A 21,447-nucleotide genomic window follows, 5' to 3' on the forward strand; every position below is an offset into this window, starting at 1 on the left:
TATCCCTGCCTGTGATCGCCGATCTTTAAATGCGCCGCAGGGCAAGGATACTGACGCAGGAAACACGGTAGATGAGAAACTGGCCAAACTCTGCACCTGATGGCTTCTTGTGTAAACAAGCCATTAACACATTGCTAAGTTTTCAACAGTACGTACGCGTTTGTTTTACTTTTCCTATCTTGTAATTCATCTTTAACACTACGCTATGAAAACAGGAAACGGTTTAACCTTTTTAGGTCGTCTTTTAGACAAAGTATGCGCTGCTGATTTGCTGCACAGTGAACATCGATTGGCTTTAGGTGCACGTATTGAGCATTTGCTTGCGGAAACCGGATTGAACCGTATGCAGTTCGGTAATCATATCCGGGTGGAAATGAATGAACTGCGGGGCTGGTTATCAGGTACCCGCGACCTGACATTGGAAACGCTGACGGAGATATGCGCTTTATTCCACATCAGCATTGGTGACCTGGTGACCGAACAGGCTTGACATAATCAGGTGTTATTAGAAGCGGGTTGTTCTATTTTGGGTGCTCAATTCATATAAAACCGCTTTAACTTGTTTATTTTCAAGAAAGTAAGATATATAAAATCGATCCCGGCTGGATCACAAAGACGTATCAACAGCGCCGAAAGTTTATCAAAAAGCCTCTTGAAAAAGAGGCTTTTTGCGTTTAAGGCTTTTTAAGGCTAAAAACGAAGCTTCAAATCATAACTACCATTTATGCATTAGCAAAGGCTGCTATATCCCTTCGTGCTTTGTTTCCATCGATGCCGCTTTTCTAATATTAAGCCCTGTAAAAATACTAAAATTATTAGCTTTTTATTTATCTTTGAAAAAAGCTTTGAACAATGCAGCAGCTCAAATCAAAAATATTCCTGCGAGACGAGGCGAAAGCCTGGCTGAACCGGCACAACGGCGCCAGTGAAGTGATCAGGGTGGTACCATCTTACGCGCCTGTAGGGCACCAATGTTACGAACTATATACCGCGTATGACCAAAGCGGCGAAAATTTAGGGAGGATCTTATTTGATGCGAATGGTTATTGGATCTACGATGGAGAAGACCTGAATATCATTGAGCAGGAACAGGTAGCCAAATTCATTATCAACTATGTGGAGATACTATGAAAAAGAACATTAATTACCGGCTGACCGGGGAAGAAAAGCAAACGCTGAAAGCCCAAAAGATTAGCCAAAAGATGCTACAGGATCACGCTGCCGACGAGGTTGCAGTACTTTTGCACGCTTCGCCGAAGCGTGCAAAAGAATTGCAAGCCCTTGCGGCGTTTCAAAGTATTCCCTCGTTGGGCATCAACTTTGCAGAGGAACTTATCAGCCAGGGCTACTATTCGCTGGCACAACTGGAAGGGAAAACAGCAGTTGAGCTCTTTGATGCTTTTGAAAGGCAATGCGGTGCCTGGGCCGATCCTTGTGTAGAAGATTCCTACAGGCTGCTCGTCCATTATATCGAAAACAGGGACGATACTAAACGCTGGTGGCATTTTACAGCCGAACGTAAAGCTTACCGCGAACAGCATGGCTTCCCTGCCGACCGGCCGAAAACGCCCTGGTATGAGAGTGAAAAATATCCCAAAATGAATGCCTACAAAAGGGATTAGGCTATCAAACGGATCAATTAACGGTGAACTTTAAGGGCGTTTAATTAATATTTTAGCTGTACCAGCAGACCGCGGACGATCTCCATTATTGCGGACCGGAATTTTTCGGGCTATTTTCCTTCCGATTATTTGCTATCTTAACCTCCAACTATGAGTAGCCAAACCCTGCCAAAAACAGAGGTGAATTTTGATTATTCGCCTGTAATAAATTTCGCGCTGCAGCAAAACCACGTTCCTGTTATCAGAGAACTGGCCATAAAAAACGTATCGGGTTACGATTGGCAGAATGTAACGGTTGAGCTTTCGTCAGAGCCGGATTTTGCGGCGTTATGGAAGCAATCTATTGGGACTTTAAGAGACCAGGAAAGCCACCCTTTTAAAAGCATATCACCGCTTATCTCCTCAAAATACCTGGCCGAGCTTACGGAGCGGGTTTCGGGCAAATTTATATTAACGATTACGGCAGACGAAGAAATTGTATACCAGGAGCATTACGGGGTTGATCTGTTGGCTTACGACCAATGGAACGGCCTTGGCTTGCTGCCCGAAATGCTGGCTGCTTTTATTACGCCAAATCATCCTCAAATTGTAAAGATCATCCTGGCGGCATCAGCCATATTAGAAAAATGGACAGGCAACCCATCTTTCGACGAATACCAAAGCCGTAATCCTAACCGGGTACGTAAACAAATGGCCGCCATTTATGAGGCTATTGCCGCTATGCAGTTTATCTATTGCACCGTGCCGGCAAGTTTTGAAGAAGGGGGCCAGCGGATCCGGCTGGCAGATACCATCTTCACCAACAAACTGGCCAATTGCCTGGATCTGTCGCTACTGTATGCGGCCTGCCTGGAAGCTGTTGGCATACATCCAATTATTACGATGGTTAAGGATCACGCTTTCGCTGGCGGCTGGCTTATAGATGAATCCTTTGCTGATGCGGTGAACGACGACCCATCGCTGATAACCAAGCGGGCAGCAGATGGCATTAACGATATTGTAATGGTAGAAGCCACCTGTATGAACGCGGGCAACAATACATCTTTTGATGATGCGGTGAGCTCTGCCGATCAAAAGCTTCTGCGCATCAGCGATTTTTTGTTGTTTATAGATATTAAGCGTGCGCGGTTCAGCGGCATCAGGCCGTTGCCGCTAAGGGTGCCTACGCCAAACGGCTGGGAGATTGTGGAAGAAGCCAGGCAAACGCGAGAGAACGCTTTGCCCGGTGATATATTTGTTGGACAAAAACTGGTACACAGCGAAAAGATAGACATTTCCAAACAACGCCTTTGGGAGCGTAAGCTGCTCGATCTTACCCTGCGCAACAGCCTGCTAAACATCCGCATCACAAAAAGCGTGATCCAGTTCATCACCATAAATGCCGGTAAACTGGAAGATGCTTTATCTGCCGGGACGGAGTTCCAGGTGCTGGCAAAACCGTCCGACTGGGATAACAACCCGCGCGATACAGGTGTTTACGAAGCCCTGCATCAAACCGACCCCATTGCCGACCTGGTAAAGAATGAACTGGGGCAGCGGCGGCTGCGGACTTACCTGTCCGAAATGGAATTGGGCAACAGCCTTACCAATTTATACCGCTCGTCGCGCCTTTCGATAGAAGAGAACGGTGCCAACACACTTTATGTAGGTTTAGGCTTGCTGAGGTGGTTTGAGACCGACTTGAGCGAGCGCCCGCGATACGCACCTATATTGCTTTTACCGGTAGAGATCATTCGCAAATCGGCGCAAAAAGGGTACGTTATTCGCACCCGCGAAGAAGAAACCATCATGAATATTACCTTGCTGGAAATGATCAGGCAAGATTTTGGCATCACCATTGGCGGCCTGGAGACCCTGCCTAAGGATGAAAGCGGTGTGGATGTAAAACTCATCTTCAACATCATCCGGCAGGCTATCATGACCAAATCGCGATGGGATATTGAGGAGCAGGCGCTGCTGGGCACATTCTCGTTCAGCAAGTTTATTTTATGGAACGATATACATAATAACGCCGATAAACTTGCCCGCAATAAAGTAGTAGCAAGTTTAATATCAGGCAAACTGGAGTGGCAGCCGGAGGAAGATACCTCAGGCATGGCTATTGAAGATGGGCAGCTGCACCCCAAGAATGTAGCGCTGCCCATCAGTTCGGATTCATCGCAGCTTCAGGCCATCCTAACTTCGGGCGAGGGCAAAAGTTTTGTATTGCACGGGCCGCCGGGTACGGGTAAATCGCAAACCATTACCAATATTATAGCAAACGCGCTTTACGCCGGCAAAAAGGTACTGTTTGTAGCGGCTAAGAAGGCCGCGCTGGATGTAGTGGAAAGCCGGCTGGAGGCCATAGGGATCGGCGCGTTTTGTTTGGAGCTGCATTCCAACAAATCAAAAAAATCTGCTGTGCTGGAGCAGCTCAAGGCAGCTACGGAAAAAGTACAGAAGGATGCGCCGGATAATTTTGTTTCGGAAGCGGAGCGCTTGTACAGCCTGCGGAACGAACTAAATGTATATGTTGCCGCCCTGCACGAAAAGTACCCTTTCGGGTATTCTTTGTTCGACCTGTTTACACAATATAGCCAGTTGCCGGAGGCTGAGGACCGTGTGATCTTTCCGTCTGAGTCTATCCAAACCCTCACTCCGGATCATGTTATTGTTTGGCGCGATGTTGCCAACGATCTGCAGGCGGCAGGTGCGTTAATAGGCAGCCCGAAAGGCCACCCGCTTAAGGCCATTAATGTAAAACAGTATACCCTACAGTTAAAACAAGAGGCCGGCAAATTCATAGAGGAACTGTTAGGCTTTCTTAAAACTTTAACCGACCAAACCGATATTGTAAGCGATATTATAAAGGTTGGCGGCTTGGTTAAAAGCAAAGAACAGGAGCTTGGTGGCCTTGCCCAACTGCTTAGCAACACCGCAGACTTCCCCGCTTCGTTAATGCAGGTTGACGCGCCAGAGCAAAACCTTGCCCAGGTGATAGGCATAGCGATACACGGCAAACAACGGGATGCATTGCGGCGCGGATTGCTTGCCCGTTTCCAAAAAGAGATCTTAAACTTCCCGGCTGCCCAAACGCTAAGCGAATGGAATATAGCCGCCGGTAAATGGTTTTTGCCGCGCTGGTTAACACAACGATCGTTGTTAAAAAATCTGTCGAAACTAACCTTGGGTGGGGGTATTGCCAATGACGAAGTGCCCACTGTTTTGCAGCAAATTATGGCTTACCGCGAAGAGCAGGACATTATTGAAAAAGCCACCTGGCTGCCTCTAATGCTGGGCTTTATGTGGCAAAACGGCGAGTGCGATTGGGATAAAATTGAAAGCAGTTGCCAGCAGGTCATCCAAATGAACCGCGCGGCTGCCGGTATAGTGGGCAGCGCCGGTTTAAAAGCATGGCGCTCGGCATTGGCCGCTGAGTTTTCGGAAGGAAGCAAAGCATACGCCACGGAGCATAAAAGACTTCTGGACGATTACCTGCAAACCACCAGTAATATAGCCGAAGTAGAAACAGTGCTGCACAACTTGTTAGGCATTAATTTCAGTTCGATGCAAAACAATGTTGCTGATTGGAAAAGCGAACTTTCTCAAACTGCAGCAGGCTGGCTGCAGCATTTGGATGGACTAAAAGATTGGTACAACTGGCTGGCCGTAAAAGAGCGCGCCCTCGAAACAGACCTGCAGCCGCTGATAGCTGCTTATGAAAATGGCGCGGTGCAAAGCGCGGACCTCGTAATGCAGTTTGAGAAAGGGTTTTATCGCTCTGCGGCCGAATACATTATCGAGCGTACACCGCAGCTGGCAACCTTCAATTCCAGTCTGTTCCAGGAAAAAATAAAACGGTTCAGGGAGATCAGCAGCAATTTTGAAAAGTTGACCAAGCAGGAGCTTTACGCCCGCCTGGCCGCGCGGATCCCATCATTTACGCAGGAGGCATCGCAAAGTTCGGAGATAGGGATGCTGCAGCGTACTATCCGCAACAATGGCAGGGCCATGTCTATCCGCAAGATTTTCGATGCCATTCCAAACCTGCTGCACCGCCTTACGCCCTGTATGCTGATGAGTCCGATCTCGGTGGCCCAATATTTTGATGCAGATAGTGTGAAGTTCGACCTGGTTGTGTTCGACGAGGCGTCGCAAATGCCTACCTGCGAAGCCATTGGCGCCATTGCCCGCGGCACCACCGTAATTGTAGTAGGCGACCCTAAACAAATGCCGCCGACCAACTTCTTCTCCACTAATAATATCGACGAGGAGAATATTGATAAGGAAGACCTGGAAAGCATTTTGGATGATTGCCTGGCCCTATCCATGCCATCGCACCACCTGTTGTGGCATTACCGCAGTAAGCACGAAAGTCTCATCGCTTTCAGCAACGCTAAGTACTATGATAATAAGCTGCTCACATTCCCCTCTACCGACGATATTGTGAGTAAGGTAACTTTTGTAAAGGTGGAGGGCTATTATGATAAAGGCAGGTCGCGACAGAATAAATTTGAAGCAAAGGCCATTGTTGATGAAGTGATCCGCAGGCTCTCAGACCCAGTGCTGGCGTTACGGAGCATGGGTATCGTAACCTTTAGTTCGGTACAACAAATATTGGTAGAGGACCTGCTGACCGATGTATTTAAACTGCGGCCCGACTTGGAACGTATAGCCCTGGAATGCGAGGAACCTATCTTTATCAAAAACCTGGAGAACGTACAGGGAGATGAACGCGATGTTATCCTGTTCTCCATCGGTTACGGCCCCGATGAAAACGGAAAAGTAAGCTTAAACTTTGGCCCGATAAACCGCGAAGGGGGCTGGCGGAGGCTGAATGTGGCTGTATCGCGCGCGCGTTACGAAATGAAGGTATTCTCTACCTTAAACTCCGACCAGATAGACCTCAATCGTTCCGGCTCCGAAGGTGTGGCAGGGCTTAAAGCATTCCTGGCTTATGCCGAAAAGGGGAAAACGGCATTGCCTGTACGGGTTGCTGAAAAAAGCGGGCAGGGGCCATCTTTCGAAAACTTGATAGCTGCCGAGTTGCGGAAGCAGGGGTACGAAGTGCATACACAAATAGGCTGCTCGGCCTACAAAATAGACCTGGGTATTGTTGATAAGGAAAACCCGACGGGGTATATTTTAGGGGTACTTACTGATGGCAAAAGCTACCAAAGCGCCAAAACATCGCGCGACAGGGAGATAGTACAAGTAGATGTGCTGAAACTGCTGGGCTGGAACATTCACAAAATATTCTCTACCGAATGGTGGGAAAAACCGGACAAGGTAATTGGCGGCATTGTAACAGCCATACGCCTTGCCGAAGAAAATAAAAGTAAAACGGCGCAAACACCGATATCGCCACGGCATTAACTAAGAACTTAGCCCCGACGCTTATCGATAGCGATCAGGGCTAATCAATTTGGCTCAACTTAACAAAAATATAATTGGTATCGTGATTTTCTACACAAATTATCGCCGAAAAAGGCCTGTAATTTGCTGTAAATAGCTTTTTTAATAAAAAGTCTATTAATTCTATAGTTTTTATAGTTTATTTAAAATCTTTTATATATTTGCGCCGTAAACAATCGCAATGAAAGCAATTTTACGTTCCCCCGTTTCTACATTCAACCACATACCCATGCATTCTGCAGTGTGTATGTGTTGCTGTTGTTAATCATTCCCAATAATATTCCCGCAAGCAAATAAGGGATACGGTGTGCAAATACCGTAAGCGAATTTCGCACGCAAAAACATTTAATTACCCCAAAAAAATAATAGAAAAGATGACCTGATAAGAAGATCTGTATCAACCGCTAAGGAAGCTTTAACGGTTAGTCGGATGACAGGGCAGCAGTAACGCCAATCATACACCGCCCCTCATCCCCGGTTTTACCAACATAAATATTGACATAAAAAATTTTAAAGATATGGAAATATATCTCCATGCCAAGTACTATTTATATAGATCGGGCACATATATACGAACGGGCACCCTCGCCCTTTTATTGCTGCCTTTAACACTATTTGCACAAACCCCTACTCAGCCAACCATCAACTCTAAGCTGTATGGTAAGGTGATAGATGCCCGCACCAAAGAAACACTGCCGGGCGCAACAGTAAGTATTAAAGGCGTTACCAATACCACAACCACCAACGTCAACGGCGATTTTGAGCTCATCACCGGCCAAAAATTCCCATACACCATTGTGGTGAGTTACGTAAGTTATAAAACGCAGGAGGTATATGTAAACGGAAGCCCCGTTACCGTTGGGCTGGAATATGATGCCCGCCAGCTGAATGATGTGGTTGTAGTAGGCTATGGCACCCAAAAACGTGCCGACGTAACGGGCGCGGTATCATCAGTATCAAAAACCAATTTACAGCAGCCGGTTACTTCTTTCGACCAGGCGCTTAAAGGGGCCGCACCCGGTGTGCAGGCCACCCAAACATCCGGCGAACCGGGTGGCGGGGTGAGTATCCGTATCCGCGGTGGCAGCTCTATCCAGGGTGGTAACGAACCGCTTTATGTGATAGACGGCTTCCCTATTTATAACTCAAATACCACCGCAGGTACCTTAAGCGGTACGCCAACCAACCCGCTCAGCAGCATCAACCCCGGAGATATCGAGAGCATCGACATCTTGAAAGATGCTTCGTCCACCGCTATTTACGGTTCGCGCGGTGCAAATGGCGTGGTTATCGTTACCACCAAAAAAGGCAAGGCCGACAGGAGCAGCATCATTTACGAAGGTACTTTCGGTGTGCAATCGCTTCGTAAAAAGGTGGATGTATTGAACGCTCATGATTTTGCCATTTTAAGGAATGCGGCCCTTTACGATGCTACCCCTGCAAAAGGCGAGTTTCAGTACCAAACACAGGCACAGATAGACCAGTTAGGTGCCGGTATCGACTGGCAGGGAGCAGCTTTCCGCAACGCGCCTACGCAAAACCATAATTTAACCATCAGCGGTGGTAACGTAAAGGTACGCTACCTGATCTCGGGAAATTACCTTAACCAGGACGGGATCATCAAAAACACCGACTTTAGAAGGTATGGTTTGCGTACCAATATAGATGCACAGCCTTTTAGCCGCCTTAAACTGAGCGCCAGCCTGAGCCTCAGTAAAGCGGACGCTAATGTAGCACCGGGAGGTATTGTAGGTTCCCTTCTGATAATGCCGCCTACAGCTACAATTTATGACCCTAACGGTGGGTATACACTGCGCAACCCTTTTGAAAATATTTTTGCTAACCCCATTGCAACCATTACCGAGCAGATCAACAAATCAACCACTAACCGGGTGCTGGGTACCGCCTTTGGCGAATACAAAATTATTGAAGGACTGAACCTGAAAGTGCTGTTTGGTACCGATGTAAACAACATTGCCGAGAAGAGCTATATCCCGAGCACCATTTACGAGGGCAGCCTTACCCATGGCTCGGCAGGTCGCGGCTCGCTCAACAGCTATTCCTGGTTAAATGAAAATACGTTGAGCTACGATAAAGCTTTTGGCAAACACGCCATCAATGTTTTAGCCGGCTTTACGCAGCAAAGCTTCAACAGGGAAAACTTTACGGCGGCGTCGCAAAATTTTGTTACCGATGCGCTTACGTACAACGGGCTTGGTGGTGGTTCTACACTGATTGCGCCTACATCTGATGCTACCAACTGGAACCTGAACTCGTACCTGGGCCGGGTAAATTATAACTACGACCGCCGGTATTACCTTACCGCCAGTCTGCGTGCAGATGGGTCATCCCGTTTTGGAGCAGGTAATAAATGGGGATATTTCCCATCGGCTGCCGCTTCATGGAACATCAGCAATGAGCACTTTTTCGAAAATCTTAACAAAACTATCAGCGACTTTAAGTTGAGGGCCAGCTACGGTAGAACGGGTAATCTGGAGATAGGGGAATACCAGTCGCTGGCTACGCTGGGCACTTATACCTATGTTATTGGCAACAACATCATCACTGGTTTTGCGCCAAACCGTATAAGCAATGATAAGTTGAGCTGGGAAACAACCGACCAGTATAACGCCGGTATCGATATTGGTTTTTGGGATAACCGCTTATTATTTAACCTGGACGCCTACTATAAAAAAACCAGCAACCTGCTGCTGAATGTACAGATCCCATGGACATCGGGCTACGATGCATCGCTGCAAAACTTTGGCTCGGTAGAGAACAAGGGTATTGAATTGGCGGTAGCCACCCGCAACCTCATTGGCGTGTTTAAATGGAACACACAGTTAAACATCTCGTTCAACCGCAATAAAGTTTTGAGTATTGGTAACGGTGCCAGCAGCTATATTTCGGGTAATTACATCATCCGTGTAGGCCAGCCTTTAGGCAGCTTTTATGGCAGCGTAACCGATGGTATCCTGCAAACCGGGGAGGAAGCCGCGAAGGGTAAATACACCGGTAACGCGGTGCCAAAAGCCGGCGACAGGCTTTACAAGGATATTAATGGCGATGGTACGTTTACAACCGCCGCGGATAAGGATATTGTGGGTAATGCGCAGCCCGATTTTCTTTTCGGTGTAACCAACACTTTCTCTTATAAAGGTTTCGACCTGCTGGTATTCCTGCAAGGCTCGTATGGTAACCAGATCCTGAACACCAACCGCCAAAACCTGGAGCTGTTCACCGGCCAGCAAAATGCCGCGGCATCTGCGTTGGATCGCTGGACGCCCACAAACCCCAGCCAAACCATCCCAAGGGCAAAGCTCGACCCTGCACCCGTATTTTCCAGCCGCTTTATCGAGAACGGCTCTTATCTGCGGGTGAAGAACGTAAGCCTGTCGTACAACCTGCCTAAAAACCTCATTAGCAAGGCTGGTTTGGCAAATGCAAGCATCTACGTATCGGGCCAAAACCTGCTTACCTGGACAAAATACACCGGTTTCGACCCGGAAGTTACTTCCGGCAGCAATGTGTCGCCCGGTACCGATTCGGGCATTTACCCGGTTGCGCGTGTGTACAACTTAGGCGTACGGGTTGGCTTTTAATGATCAAACGAAAGGAAAACAAACATGAAAAAATTAATATATATCACATTGCTTGGCACGGCGCTAATGGCCGTTTCCTGCAAAAAACTGGATGAAAAGCCCGAGGCGCTATTGGTATCGGGCGAATTTTACCAGGACCAGGCACAAGCCACCGCAGCGGTTACAGCTGCTTACCGCAAACTTTATGATAGCGGGCAATCATTATACAACAGCTTATTTCAAATAGGCGTAGAGATGGCAACCGACGATTACGAGGCCGGACCGAGGGCACGTAACGCTGCGGTTAGAGCGATCTCGGGCCTTACGCACGATTCGTCTAACGACCGGATGGAGCAGCTTTGGAAACAAAGTTACGACGGGATTAACGTGGCAAATATTGCCGTTGACAAGATAGCGCTGATAGACGCCGCCAAGATTGATGAAGCCGTAAGAGTCCGCCTCATCAACGAAGCGAAGTTTCTGCGGGCGCTGCACTATTTTAATTTGGTACGATGGTTTGGTGGGGTGCCCTTGGTACTGCATCAGCCAGCCGATCTTTCGCCGGATAACCTGTATGTAAGCAAAGCTACCGAAGATGAGGTTTACGCCCAGATCATCACTGATCTGAAAGCCGCCGAGGCCTTGCCGGCGCAATATGCTGCTGTAGATGTGGGCAGGGCCACTTCGGGCGCGGTAAAAAGCCTGCTCTCCAAAGTTTACCTCACGCATAAACAATGGCAATTGGCAGCCGAAAAAAGTAAAGAGGTGATAGACAGTAAGGTGTACCAGCTTTTCACCGATTTTGCCGATGTGTTTAACGTGGCCACTAAAAACGGCAAAGAGCATATCTTTTCCGCCCAGTTTAAAGGTAACTCTGGTTATCAGGGGAATAGTTTAGCCAGCCGCTCGGCACCGGCAGATGTGCCCGGCATCAATGGCGATTATGCAGATGCACTGCACGTTGCGGGTGGTTTGTATGCCTCATACAGTGCCGATGATAAGCGCCGCGCCGTAACTTTTGTTACCCAGATAGTGAGCCCCGTCAACGGTAACCTTTATACGCTGGCTACGCCGCAATTCAATAAATATTACGACCCCGCGGTGGTGGGCAACCAGGGGCAGTCGTCAAAAAACCTGCCTATCATCCGCTATGCGGAGGTACTATTGATCTACGCAGAAGCCTTGAACGAGTGGAAAGGCGCCCCAACCGCAGAAGCCTATGCTGCTATTGATGAGGTGCGCACACGGGCAGGCATCGCTAAACTGCAGGACACAACGCCGGGGCTTAACCAGTCCGATTTTAGGGACGCGGTTTTCCAGGAAAGGCGCAAGGAGTTTGTGTACGAATACCAACGCTGGTTCGATCTGGCACGCCGTGGGCCCGATTATTATATCAAAGTGTTGAAAGCAGCAGGCAAAACGCTGGCCGCACCCCGCCACGTACATTTTCCAACGCCACTGCGCGAAATTAACCTGAATCCCAACCTGAAACAACACCCGGATTGGGTAGGTTTCTGATAGGCTTTCACACAACTAAATAAAAGATCAGATGAAAAAATATTTAAACATTGGCTTTAGCGCAGCGGCAGCAACACTGCTTTTAGCGACCGCGCCAGCGCTTGCACAAAAAGCAAGCCGCCCCAATATCGTGCTGGTATTGGTAGATGACCTTGGTTTCTCGGATATAGGCCCTTACGGCGCCACCGAACTGGAAACCCCCAACCTGGATAAACTTGCCGCGCAAGGTTTGCGCTTAAAGGAGTTTTATAACAACTCTATTTGCGCGCCAACCCGCGCCTCGCTGCTCACCGGGCAGTACCAGCATAAGGCGGGCGTAGGTTACTTTAACGTAAACTTGGGCTTACCGGCTTACCAGGGTTTTTTAAACCACGAATCGCTTACGCTTGCGGAAGTGCTGAAAACGGGAGGATACTCTACCTTAATGGCCGGTAAATGGCACGTTGGCGATGATAAGGACCAGTGGCCAAACCAGCGCGGGTTTGATAAATTCTTTGGCTTTATTGGCGGCGCCAGCAACTATTACGAGATAGGCAGCGAAGAAAAAGCTACCGCACCCCTCGTAAAAAACAATCAGCCGTACTACCTGCAGCCAGGTAAATACCTCACCGAGGAGATCACCAATAACGCGCTCGGCTTTTTAGATGAACAGGATAAAGAGAAGAAACCCTTCTTTTTATACCTGGCCTACAACGCGCCGCACTGGCCGCTGCAAGCCCTGCCCGAAGATATAGCCAAGTATAAAGGCAAATACCAGGTAGGCTGGGATTCGCTGAGGCAGTTGCGGTATCAAAATGCCATCAAAAAAGGATTGATTGATCCAAACCAAAAAATAAGCGCGCACGATCCGCAGTTGAAACCATGGAAAACACTTACTTATGATGAGCAACAATACTGGCAAACCCGCCAGGAAGTGTTCGCGGCGATGATAGACCATGTGGACCAGGGGATAGGCCGGCTGTTAGCCAAACTGAAAGAACTGAAAAAAGATCAGAATACGCTGATCATCTTCATTTCGGATAACGGCGCGCAGGGTGGTAATGGGTTAAGGCCTTATACACAGCGCACCACCGGGCCGGTAGGTACAGCGGGTTCTTACGAAACGCAGAACAGTAACTGGTCGCAAACCGGCAATTCTCCGCTGCGTAACTATAAAGATTCGCCTTACGAGGGTGGTATCAGTGCGCCATTCATTGCCTGGTATCCAAAATTGATCCAACCCAATACTATTCGCCAGGGAACCGCGCACCTGATAGATCTTGCCCCCACTTTTTATGAACTGGCAGGCGTAAAATATCCCGAGGCATATAAAGGTGTAAAAGCTAATACCCTCGCAGGCAAAAGCCTGGTGCCCTTGCTTACCGGTAAAGCCGACCATGTAAACCGTGGCGAACCCCTGTTTTGGGAGCGCAGCGGCAAGCAAGCCGTAAGGGATGGCAAGTGGAAATTAATATTACCGGCAGGCGCCAACCCACAGTACGAATTGTACGACCTGGAGGCCGACCGCGCGGAAAACAACAACCTGGCAGCCGCCAACCCCGAAGTAGTAACCCGTTTGAAAGCAGCCTACAAAGAATGGGCGGCCAAAAACGACGTGGTAGACTATAATAAACTAAGACCGGCACCAGCGGGCCGGTCGGCCGCCGCCCCATCTGGCAGACGTAACAACGATTAATGATCTCAGCTTAACATATCATGAAAAAAGTATTAACGCTATTGCTGATAACCGCCGCCATAAACGGTTATGCGCAAAATAACAACACCAGCAGCAAACCCAATATCATCCTTATTTTGGCGGATGACCTGGGCTATTCAGACATCGGCGCTTATGGCTCCGAAATTAAAACCCCCAACCTGGACAGGCTGGCAACCGAAGGGCTTCGCTTAAAGGAATTTTATAACAACTCCATTTGCGCGCCAACCCGTGCCTCGCTACTTACCGGGCAATACCAGCATAAAGCTGGGGTGGGTTATTTTGCCAACGATTTGGGTTCGCCGGCTTACCAGGGCTATATCAACCAGGAATCGCTAACACTTGCCGAGGTGCTGAAAGGCGCGGGCTACACCACCTTGATGGCTGGCAAGTGGCACGTAAGCGGCAAGGGGCTAAGCTTTCCCTGGCAGCGCGGGTTCGACCATTCATTGCTTTCAGAAAACGGCAGCTACTTTGACCAGGGCGATTACAACGGCGGCCCCAAACGCCCTTACTTTGAGGATGGTAAGCCTTACCCGCTGGAAGCCGGCAAATATTATCAAACGGATGTGATCACCGAGCATGCGGTAAAATACCTGGATGAACAGGGCAAGGATAAAAAGCCATTCTTTTTATACCTGGCCTACACCGCGCCACACTGGCCGCTGCAGGCACTGCCCGAAGACATAGCCAAATACAAAGGCAGGTATGATAAAGGCTGGGACGATTTGCGTAAAGAACGCTTTGCCAAACAGAAGGAATTGGGCATAGTGGGTAAAGACGCCGTGTTATCAAATAAGGATGCCGATATCTACGATTGGAGCCGCCTGTCATACGACCAGAGATCGCAATGGACCGCAAAAATGGAAGTCTTCGCGGCGATGGTTGACCGGATGGACCAGGGCATAGGCCAGGTGCTGGATAAGCTTAAACAAACCGGGCAGGATAAGAACACCCTGGTGATCTTTATCTCGGATAACGGCGCCCCTGCCGAAGATCTGATAAAATGGCATAACGGCGCAACACGTAACACCGGCCCGGTTGGTACCATTGGTTCGTACGAATCGCAAGGGAAAAACTGGTCGTATGCCTCCAATACGCCATTCTTAGCCTTTAAGGATTATGTGTACGAGGGCGGTATCAGCTCGCCATTCATTGCCTGGTATCCATCCAAAATTAAACCGGGAACCATCAGCAAAGGTACCGGCCACCTGATAGACCTGGCACCCACCTTTTATGAGTTAGCCGGTGCCGCTTACCCTAAAAAGTATAAAGATATTGTGCCTAACGCCCTGCCGGGCAAAAGCCTGCTGCCGGTACTGTACGGGCAGGATAATGAAGTGAAACGCGGCGAACCCCTGTTTTGGGAGCGCGCGGGTAACCGTGCTGTGAGAGACGGTAAATGGAAACTGGAATCGCATTACCCATCCTACACCTGGGAACTTTACGATGTGGAGAACGACCGCGGCGAAACCCGTGATGTGGCACGCCAAAATCACGATGTCGTAAGCCGCTTATCGATTGCTTATTTTCAATGGGCCAAAAAAGTTGGTTCGGTTGATTTTAGCACGATTGAAGACCGCGAACCGCAAACGATGAAGGATTACCGCAAAAGCAAGTTGCAGGACGTAGTTGCCCCAGGCGGCCCGGGCTTGCAATAATCACTCAATCTATTTGGTAAAAAATGAAAAGGATCAAAGTATTAAGTTTAGGTATTGTTGCCGCGATAGCGGCAACAAGCCTTGCTTTTGTAGAAAAACCAGCTAAACCAATAACCCCTGCCAGGCCCATAGTAAAGAAAGTTGCGATATGCTGCGAATCGAATATCCCGAAGCGGTTTCCATCGCTTACGGTGAGCGTGACCTCCGCACTGCCTACGGTGAAATCACATAGCGGTATGGTGTGGATAAGCGGCGGCTCGTACGCTATGGGCGCAGATAATAAGCAGGCCGCAGATGACGAATATCCAAAGCATCGCGTAAGCGTAAAGGGCTTTTGGATGGATGTTAGCGAGGTGACCAACGCGCAATTTGAAAATTTTGTGAAAGCCACAGGTTATGTAACTATAGCGCAGCGCAAACCCGACTGGAACGAACTGAAAAAGCAATTACCCCCCGGAACGCCAAAACCAGCCGATGATGTGCTGGTAGCGGCGTCGCTGGTTTTTAAACAACCAAAGGGTGCGGTTCCGTTAAACGATTACAGCCAATGGTGGGATTGGAAAAAAGGTGCCGATTGGAAACATCCGCATGGCCCGGGCAGCGATATAAAAGGCAAAGAGAATTTCCCGGTGGTGCATATCTCCTGGTTTGATGCAGTTGCCTATTGCAAATGGGCAGGCAAGCGCTTACCTACCGAGGCAGAGTGGGAGTGGGCCGCCCGCGGCGGGCGGGACGGTAATGTGTACCCCTGGGGTAATGAACCAGTTGACGAAGGAAAGGCCAAAGCCAATACCTGGCAAGGGGATTTCCCTAATATCAACACGGTGAAGGATAAATTCTTCTACACCGCACCAACGCGGTCTTTTGCCGCCAACGGCTATGGATTGTATGATATGGCCGGCAATGTGTGGGAATGGTGCGCCGATTATTACCGCAACGATTATTATAAAACCACCACAAGGGTAGGAGGCATTGCCGACCCAAAAGGGCCTGCAGACAGCTACGACCCTGCCGAACCTTATACCAAAAAACGCGTGATACGCGGCGGTTCTTTTTTGTGTAACGATAGCTATTGCTCGGGCTACCGCGTGGCAAGGAGGATGAAGAGTACGGAAGACAGCGGTATGGAGCATTTGGGATTTAGATGCGTGGCTGATAATAAATAGGCGTACATATAATAAAGGCGGGGTGGCCGAGTGGTTAGGCGGAGGTCTGCAAAACTTCTTACAGCGGTTCGAATCCGCTCCCACGCCTCATAATATCTTGCATAAAAAAGCCCACCTGTTGGCAGGTGGGCGGTATCGGCTATTTTTAAGGTATCGGCAAATAAAGATCGTTACCGCCCCGAATAAATAACAGTTTAGGGTTTCAGGCCTATTTGTAAACACTGCTTTGGTAACCGTCCTCTGCGCGTTGCGGGGCGCGGTTTACATAAAACTGCCTGTCCTGTGGGGCCCATGTAGCTAAGCCATCCACATAGCGGTTAAACATACAGAAGGACGCGGCTATCAATACCGTATCGTGGATCTCTTTATCTGTAGCGCCTTCTGCCCTGGCGGCAGCAACCTGTTCTTCGGTTACGGCTTTACCGCCTTTCTGCACGCTGGCTGCAATTGCCAGCAGGGTTTTGATTTTGGGCGACAGATCCGCTGAGGTGAAGTCATTTTTAATGGCGTCTATCTCATCTATATTGCATCCCAGGTAATGCCCGGCCAACGCGCCGTGTACATTCTGGCAAAAAAAGCAATCATTTAAGTAAGATACATACGCGCCTATCAGTTCGCGTTCGCCGCGACTAAGCGTGTTATCATCATCGCGAAGCAACACTTCTGCAAGGGCATTCAGCGGAGCTTCGGTTTTAGGGCTGTAAGCCATCAGGCCGCGGATGCCGGGTAATTCGTTCTCTAAATTAATGTGTGCCATTGGCTTAATGTTTAAGTGGTTGCCGGTTTTTGTGGTAGCGCATAACCCTGTATCATGCGTTTACCCATTTCTTTATAAGCTTCGGGATCGGTGGGAGTGAGGCTTGCCAGCCCATCTACGTAGCGGTTAAACATGCTGAAGGCGGCGGCTATCAGCACCGCATCATGGATCTCCTTATCAGTAGCATCCTGCGCTTTCGCGGCATCAATATCTTCCTGTTTTACCTGTGTACCCAGGATCTGCACTTTGCCGGCGATATTGAGTAACGCTTTTAGTTTAGGACTAATTTCTGCGGCGTTCATATCTTTTAAGACATCATCTACCGTGGTATCGTCCTCGCCATACAAACACCTTGCGGCGGCGGCGTGGCTGCTGCTACAAAACACGCACTCGTTGCGTTTAGATACATATGCGGCTATCAGCTCACGGTCGGCCTGCGATATGGGCGATTCTCCGCGCAGCAAAACCTCCGCCAGATCGTACAAATGCTTACCCGTTTCGGGCCTGAACATTACCAGCGATCTGATACCCGGTACGCCTTCGGGAACTTGTATGTGTGCCATAATTTTTTGTTTTTTAATTGTTATAGTTTAGTTTATTATGTTTATAGCTTTCTCCAGCTGTGCATCTTTGCCGTTATTAAAATCGAACGGGGTAATGGTTAGCTTTATATCAGGAGGAAACCCTTTGCTTTCGTAAATAACTTTATCAATATATCTGTAAGTAGCTGATGAGGTGTAGACTTTACAAAATCCGCCCACATCAAATTGCCCGGCGTTGTAAACAATATTATCCGTGAGCGGGCCAGTCGCACCGAAAGTAGTTTCTCCTACTAATTTTACGTTTTTCTGCGTACGCAAAGCCATTGCAATAACTTCTGCTAACGAAATGGTGTAATTGTCCACCAGCACAATCAAGGGAGTGCTTAAATTACTTTTAAGTAAGCCAGGAATGGTCTGTGCCGATATCCAGGGAGTAAACTGTAACCTACCATTTCCGGCTTTATATCTTGTATCGCCAAAATTTATTGGATCATGTGTTAAATGCGATAAGAAATAGTTAAGATCCGAAAGACCTCCTCCTTGATTATTTCTAAGATCGATTATAATGCCTCTGTATTTGGAGATGTTGTTTTCTACTTCATCAAAAAAACGGCTAATTACCGTTTTTAAAGTGTTTGAATTATCTTTTAAAACTGCCTCTTTTAATTCGAAGCCCGAACAAGAAAAAAAGAGAATATTTTTATTTATTGTACCCGTTGTAGCTGTGATCTCAATTTTTGAGTTGGTTAAATAATTACCGGTCGTATATCCTTCATCCAAATAGTGAGGGTCTACCATGGAAAAAAGATACGGTTCGTGAAAGCTGCTTTCAGCTCTTTTTCTATCAATTGCCGGAGTCACCGAAAAATCACTGATGGCTTCCGGAGAAAATAAAATGGTGTAATGTCCGTCAATTAACTCTTTTGAGATTTCTTTGAAATAGGATACCGATTTTTTCAGGTCAACACTGTTGTGAATATCTAACTCATCAAATTTCGGTTTGTATTGATCATGAATCGCGTCCCAATTTGTTTTATCGATATCCCAATACACATAATTAATGTTCATTTCAGCCCAAAAACTATCAAATAGTTCGGTGAAATTTTGTGGATCTTTATGTATGCTAAATCGCTCTGTAGTTTTTTTGCAAGAACAACACAGGGTTAGTAAAAAGACGACTAGGACCGAAAAAATCATACCTTTTTTTACCATTTCTACTTTAATTTAGTGAATAAATCAATGATAAGCATGCCGTGCCTGTGCCATTATAATTAGTATATGTATTGGCCGTATTCACCTTGTAGCGACTTGTGAGCGCCTGATAATATTTTACCGACAACCCTATTTTATACTTCTCATTCAAAGGATAACGTAAACCACACGAGGCCGAAACTCCAAATTCCCATCGGTTATCGAGCGTTGGGTCAAATCGATGAGACTTTTTAAAATACACTAGTGTTAAAGTATCGGAAGTATCGTCTGCCTGTTGAGACGCTGAGAAGATATCTGGTATATTCCCATATTCAGAGCCCGACAGCCAATAAGCAGTATAGATCCCAGGCCCCAAAAAAAACTTTAGTTTATTTCCAAAAACAAAATTCAGTGTCACCGGCAACTGAAGGTAGTTGTTCTCGAATGACAGAAACGCCCCTTTCAATAAACCCGTTCTTGCAAACGAATACTTTTTGCTTACAAAACCAGGTGTTGTCTCTATAAATGTATTATCCGTCAGTTTATATTGTATTATCAAGCCCGTCGTCGCCCCCAATTTTGTGACATTTTTTGTGGAATTGTAACCTATCATTTTAGTAAATAAATGGTTCAAACTAAAGCCGCCCTCGACGCCCAGGCTAACCTGGGCGTTAGAGGTACTGCTATTGATAAACAAACAAATTAGAAGTATTAAAAACCCTTTTAAAGCGTTTGCCATCTCATCTATCAAATTAATAAAATTAATAAATTAATTAACTGTGCAATTTGCCGCAAAGGTTTTTACTATTGTTGTGGCAGGCGTACCGTTGTTGGGCTGTACTTTAAAAGTACATCTAACAGCAGCATTAAAATAAGGAGGCGAGTATGCCGGCCCCCAATATTGATACTGGCTGTAAGATACGCTTGCTCCCGAACGAATTGAATGATTGCTTGCTTGTTCTACCGTACCAGTGGTAAATGTGGTATTTCCCATGTCATATAAAATCACTTCTTTGTTTACCAAAGTCACAGTAGCTAAAGCGGATACTGCAGGATTTACCACCGGCGTAACAGTTGCTACAGTTGCGGTAGCGAAAAAATTATACAATGGAAATCCCCAGCTATTATCATATGAATATCCGGTTACGTGAAAATTCAGTACTGGTTTTGCTGAAAGGTTTACAACGCCCATTGTGCTATTATAAATAGGCGTTAACCCATCAGCAGTTTGGCTATCCGGCTGTCCTGGCATTGTAAGTTTGTAATTCATCAATCCCCCATTGTTCACTGCAGTCCCTGCCATCTCTACGTTAGCGTTCAGCTTTATATTTACCTGTTGGGGCCCCGGGCCACTACTTCCACCCAATAACCCGCTCAGAAAATTTTTAACAGTACCGCCTAAAAGATCGCTTGCTGCCGATAGCAGTTTTTTGATCAAATCAGACCTATTCGCTTCCGGAATTTTTTTTAACTCGGTAACTCCGATCGCAAGTACGCCACCCTTCACCGCAGTTTTTACGGTTCCGTCAAGGTCGAAAGAATTTGCTTCAGTACCAATGGTGCCTGTCGCGGTGCCGTCAATTGTTCCATTGAGCTTTAACTGTGTTATGTTTATATACTTGCCGATCCATCCCAATTGCAAGCTGGTAGAAGCGGTGGTCGCTATAGTTGGATCATATGCCATCTCGTACTGAAATGCAAACCATGTTCCGCCATTGGCGTTTATCTGTTGGTTTAAAACATTGGTGAATGCGGGGACATTTTGGTCAATTATGTCGTCGCCTCCAAAATTCAACATCGAACTATTTGCGCTACCATAAAGGTTTAAACCATGTTGAATAAGAGAAGTATACACCACAGCAGAGGGCTGCCATAAGTAAAGTCTTAAAACACCCCTATATTGGTTATAAAGTGCAAAATAATACCCCATTCCATTTCCCGTAAGCGGTGTTGTAGGTTTAAAAGTATTATATACAAGTTTCCAACCATCGGCTGATTTAAAATCATTTACTATATCGGAATTAATTTGTGTTGTGCCCGAATTCCACGGCATTGGAATTTGGTTGGCCGGACTTGACGGCAGATAGGTTGCGGTTTCCCAGTTGAAATTATAACTGGGAATAGGGGCGTTTATTCCGCTCCCCACTTTAACAGTAGTAACTGGAACTTCTTTTTTACAACCATACGTCAGGGCGATACCCGTCAGTAAGGAAAGCGTGATAAGGTTTCTTAGGTTTTTTGACTTTTTCATGTTTTAAGATGTATTTGTTAAGTATAATTTGATAGACTATTTAACGTTCAGGTTTCTATTACCGATGGGTT

14 protein-coding genes and 1 tRNA gene are annotated in these 21,447 nt (G+C 47.3%); 10 read left to right on the forward strand and 5 right to left on the reverse strand.

Annotation, left to right across the window (positions count from 1 at the left end; translation table 11 throughout):
• Window positions 1-205 precede the first annotated feature (205 nt).
• The 10 genes from IDJ77_RS15150 to IDJ77_RS15195 all read left to right on the forward strand — a co-directional run bounded on the left by IDJ77_RS15150 (window position 206) and on the right by IDJ77_RS15195 (window position 16,723).
• Window positions 206-490, forward strand: coding sequence for a helix-turn-helix domain-containing protein (locus IDJ77_RS15150; protein WP_191189809.1), 285 nt, complete (start codon window positions 206-208; stop codon window positions 488-490).
• A 362-nt stretch (window positions 491-852) separates the two neighbouring features.
• Window positions 853-1,131, forward strand: a complete 279-nt coding sequence (locus tag IDJ77_RS15155) for an SNARE-associated domain-containing protein (protein WP_191189810.1) — start codon at window positions 853-855, stop codon at window positions 1,129-1,131.
• The gene (locus IDJ77_RS15160; RefSeq protein ID WP_191189811.1) at window positions 1,128-1,622 is read left to right on the forward strand and encodes a helix-hairpin-helix domain-containing protein; all 495 of its coding nucleotides are present in this window, start codon (window positions 1,128-1,130) and stop codon (window positions 1,620-1,622) included. Before IDJ77_RS15155 ends, IDJ77_RS15160 begins: the two co-directional genes overlap by 4 nt.
• Window positions 1,623-1,772: 150 nt before the next feature.
• Window positions 1,773-6,977: a DUF4011 domain-containing protein gene (locus IDJ77_RS15165; protein ID WP_191189812.1), complete on the forward strand. Its 5,205-nt coding sequence runs from the start codon at window positions 1,773-1,775 to the stop codon at window positions 6,975-6,977.
• 557 nt (window positions 6,978-7,534) lie between these two features.
• Window positions 7,535-10,618 carry a SusC/RagA family TonB-linked outer membrane protein gene (locus IDJ77_RS15170; protein WP_191189813.1) on the forward strand — a complete coding sequence of 1,028 codons (3,084 nt, stop codon included), beginning with the start codon at window positions 7,535-7,537 and terminating at the stop codon, window positions 10,616-10,618.
• 24 nt (window positions 10,619-10,642) lie between these two features.
• Window positions 10,643-12,115: a RagB/SusD family nutrient uptake outer membrane protein gene (locus IDJ77_RS15175; RefSeq protein ID WP_191189814.1), complete on the forward strand. Its 1,473-nt coding sequence runs from the start codon at window positions 10,643-10,645 to the stop codon at window positions 12,113-12,115.
• Between the two features lie 31 nt (window positions 12,116-12,146).
• The gene (locus IDJ77_RS15180; protein WP_191189815.1) at window positions 12,147-13,790 is read left to right on the forward strand and encodes an arylsulfatase; all 1,644 of its coding nucleotides are present in this window, start codon (window positions 12,147-12,149) and stop codon (window positions 13,788-13,790) included.
• A gap of 20 nt (window positions 13,791-13,810) precedes the next feature.
• On the forward strand, window positions 13,811-15,469 hold the full coding sequence (locus tag IDJ77_RS15185; RefSeq protein WP_191189816.1) for an arylsulfatase: 1,659 nt from the start codon (window positions 13,811-13,813) through the stop codon (window positions 15,467-15,469).
• A 23-nt stretch (window positions 15,470-15,492) separates the two neighbouring features.
• Window positions 15,493-16,635 (forward strand): formylglycine-generating enzyme family protein, encoded by a 1,143-nt coding sequence (locus IDJ77_RS15190; protein WP_191189817.1) that lies wholly within the window; start codon window positions 15,493-15,495, stop codon window positions 16,633-16,635.
• A gap of 16 nt (window positions 16,636-16,651) precedes the next feature.
• Window positions 16,652-16,723: transfer RNA gene (locus tag IDJ77_RS15195), tRNA-Cys, on the forward strand.
• A 120-nt stretch (window positions 16,724-16,843) separates the two neighbouring features.
• On the opposite strand, the gene IDJ77_RS15200 is transcribed toward IDJ77_RS15195, so the two are convergent.
• The 5 genes from IDJ77_RS15200 to IDJ77_RS15220 are packed head-to-tail and all read right to left on the reverse strand — an operon-like array spanning window position 16,844 to window position 21,376.
• Window positions 16,844-17,392 (reverse strand): carboxymuconolactone decarboxylase family protein, encoded by a 549-nt coding sequence (locus IDJ77_RS15200; protein WP_191189818.1) that lies wholly within the window; start codon window positions 17,390-17,392, stop codon window positions 16,844-16,846.
• A gap of 11 nt (window positions 17,393-17,403) precedes the next feature.
• Window positions 17,404-17,979 (reverse strand): carboxymuconolactone decarboxylase family protein, encoded by a 576-nt coding sequence (locus IDJ77_RS15205; protein WP_317174348.1) that lies wholly within the window; start codon window positions 17,977-17,979, stop codon window positions 17,404-17,406.
• A gap of 3 nt (window positions 17,980-17,982) precedes the next feature.
• Complete coding sequence (locus tag IDJ77_RS15210) at window positions 17,983-19,146, reverse strand: S41 family peptidase (RefSeq protein WP_191189820.1); 1,164 nt, start codon at window positions 19,144-19,146, stop codon at window positions 17,983-17,985.
• 7 nt (window positions 19,147-19,153) lie between these two features.
• Window positions 19,154-19,864 (reverse strand): outer membrane beta-barrel protein, encoded by a 711-nt coding sequence (locus IDJ77_RS15215; protein ID WP_191189821.1) that lies wholly within the window; start codon window positions 19,862-19,864, stop codon window positions 19,154-19,156.
• Between the two features lie 30 nt (window positions 19,865-19,894).
• Window positions 19,895-21,376 carry a hypothetical protein gene (locus tag IDJ77_RS15220; RefSeq protein WP_191189822.1) on the reverse strand — a complete coding sequence of 494 codons (1,482 nt, stop codon included), beginning with the start codon at window positions 21,374-21,376 and terminating at the stop codon, window positions 19,895-19,897.
• Window positions 21,377-21,447 lie beyond the last annotated feature (71 nt).

The organism is Mucilaginibacter pankratovii, from assembly GCF_014773265.1.
Taxonomy (GTDB): Bacteria; Bacteroidota; Bacteroidia; order Sphingobacteriales; family Sphingobacteriaceae; genus Mucilaginibacter; species Mucilaginibacter pankratovii.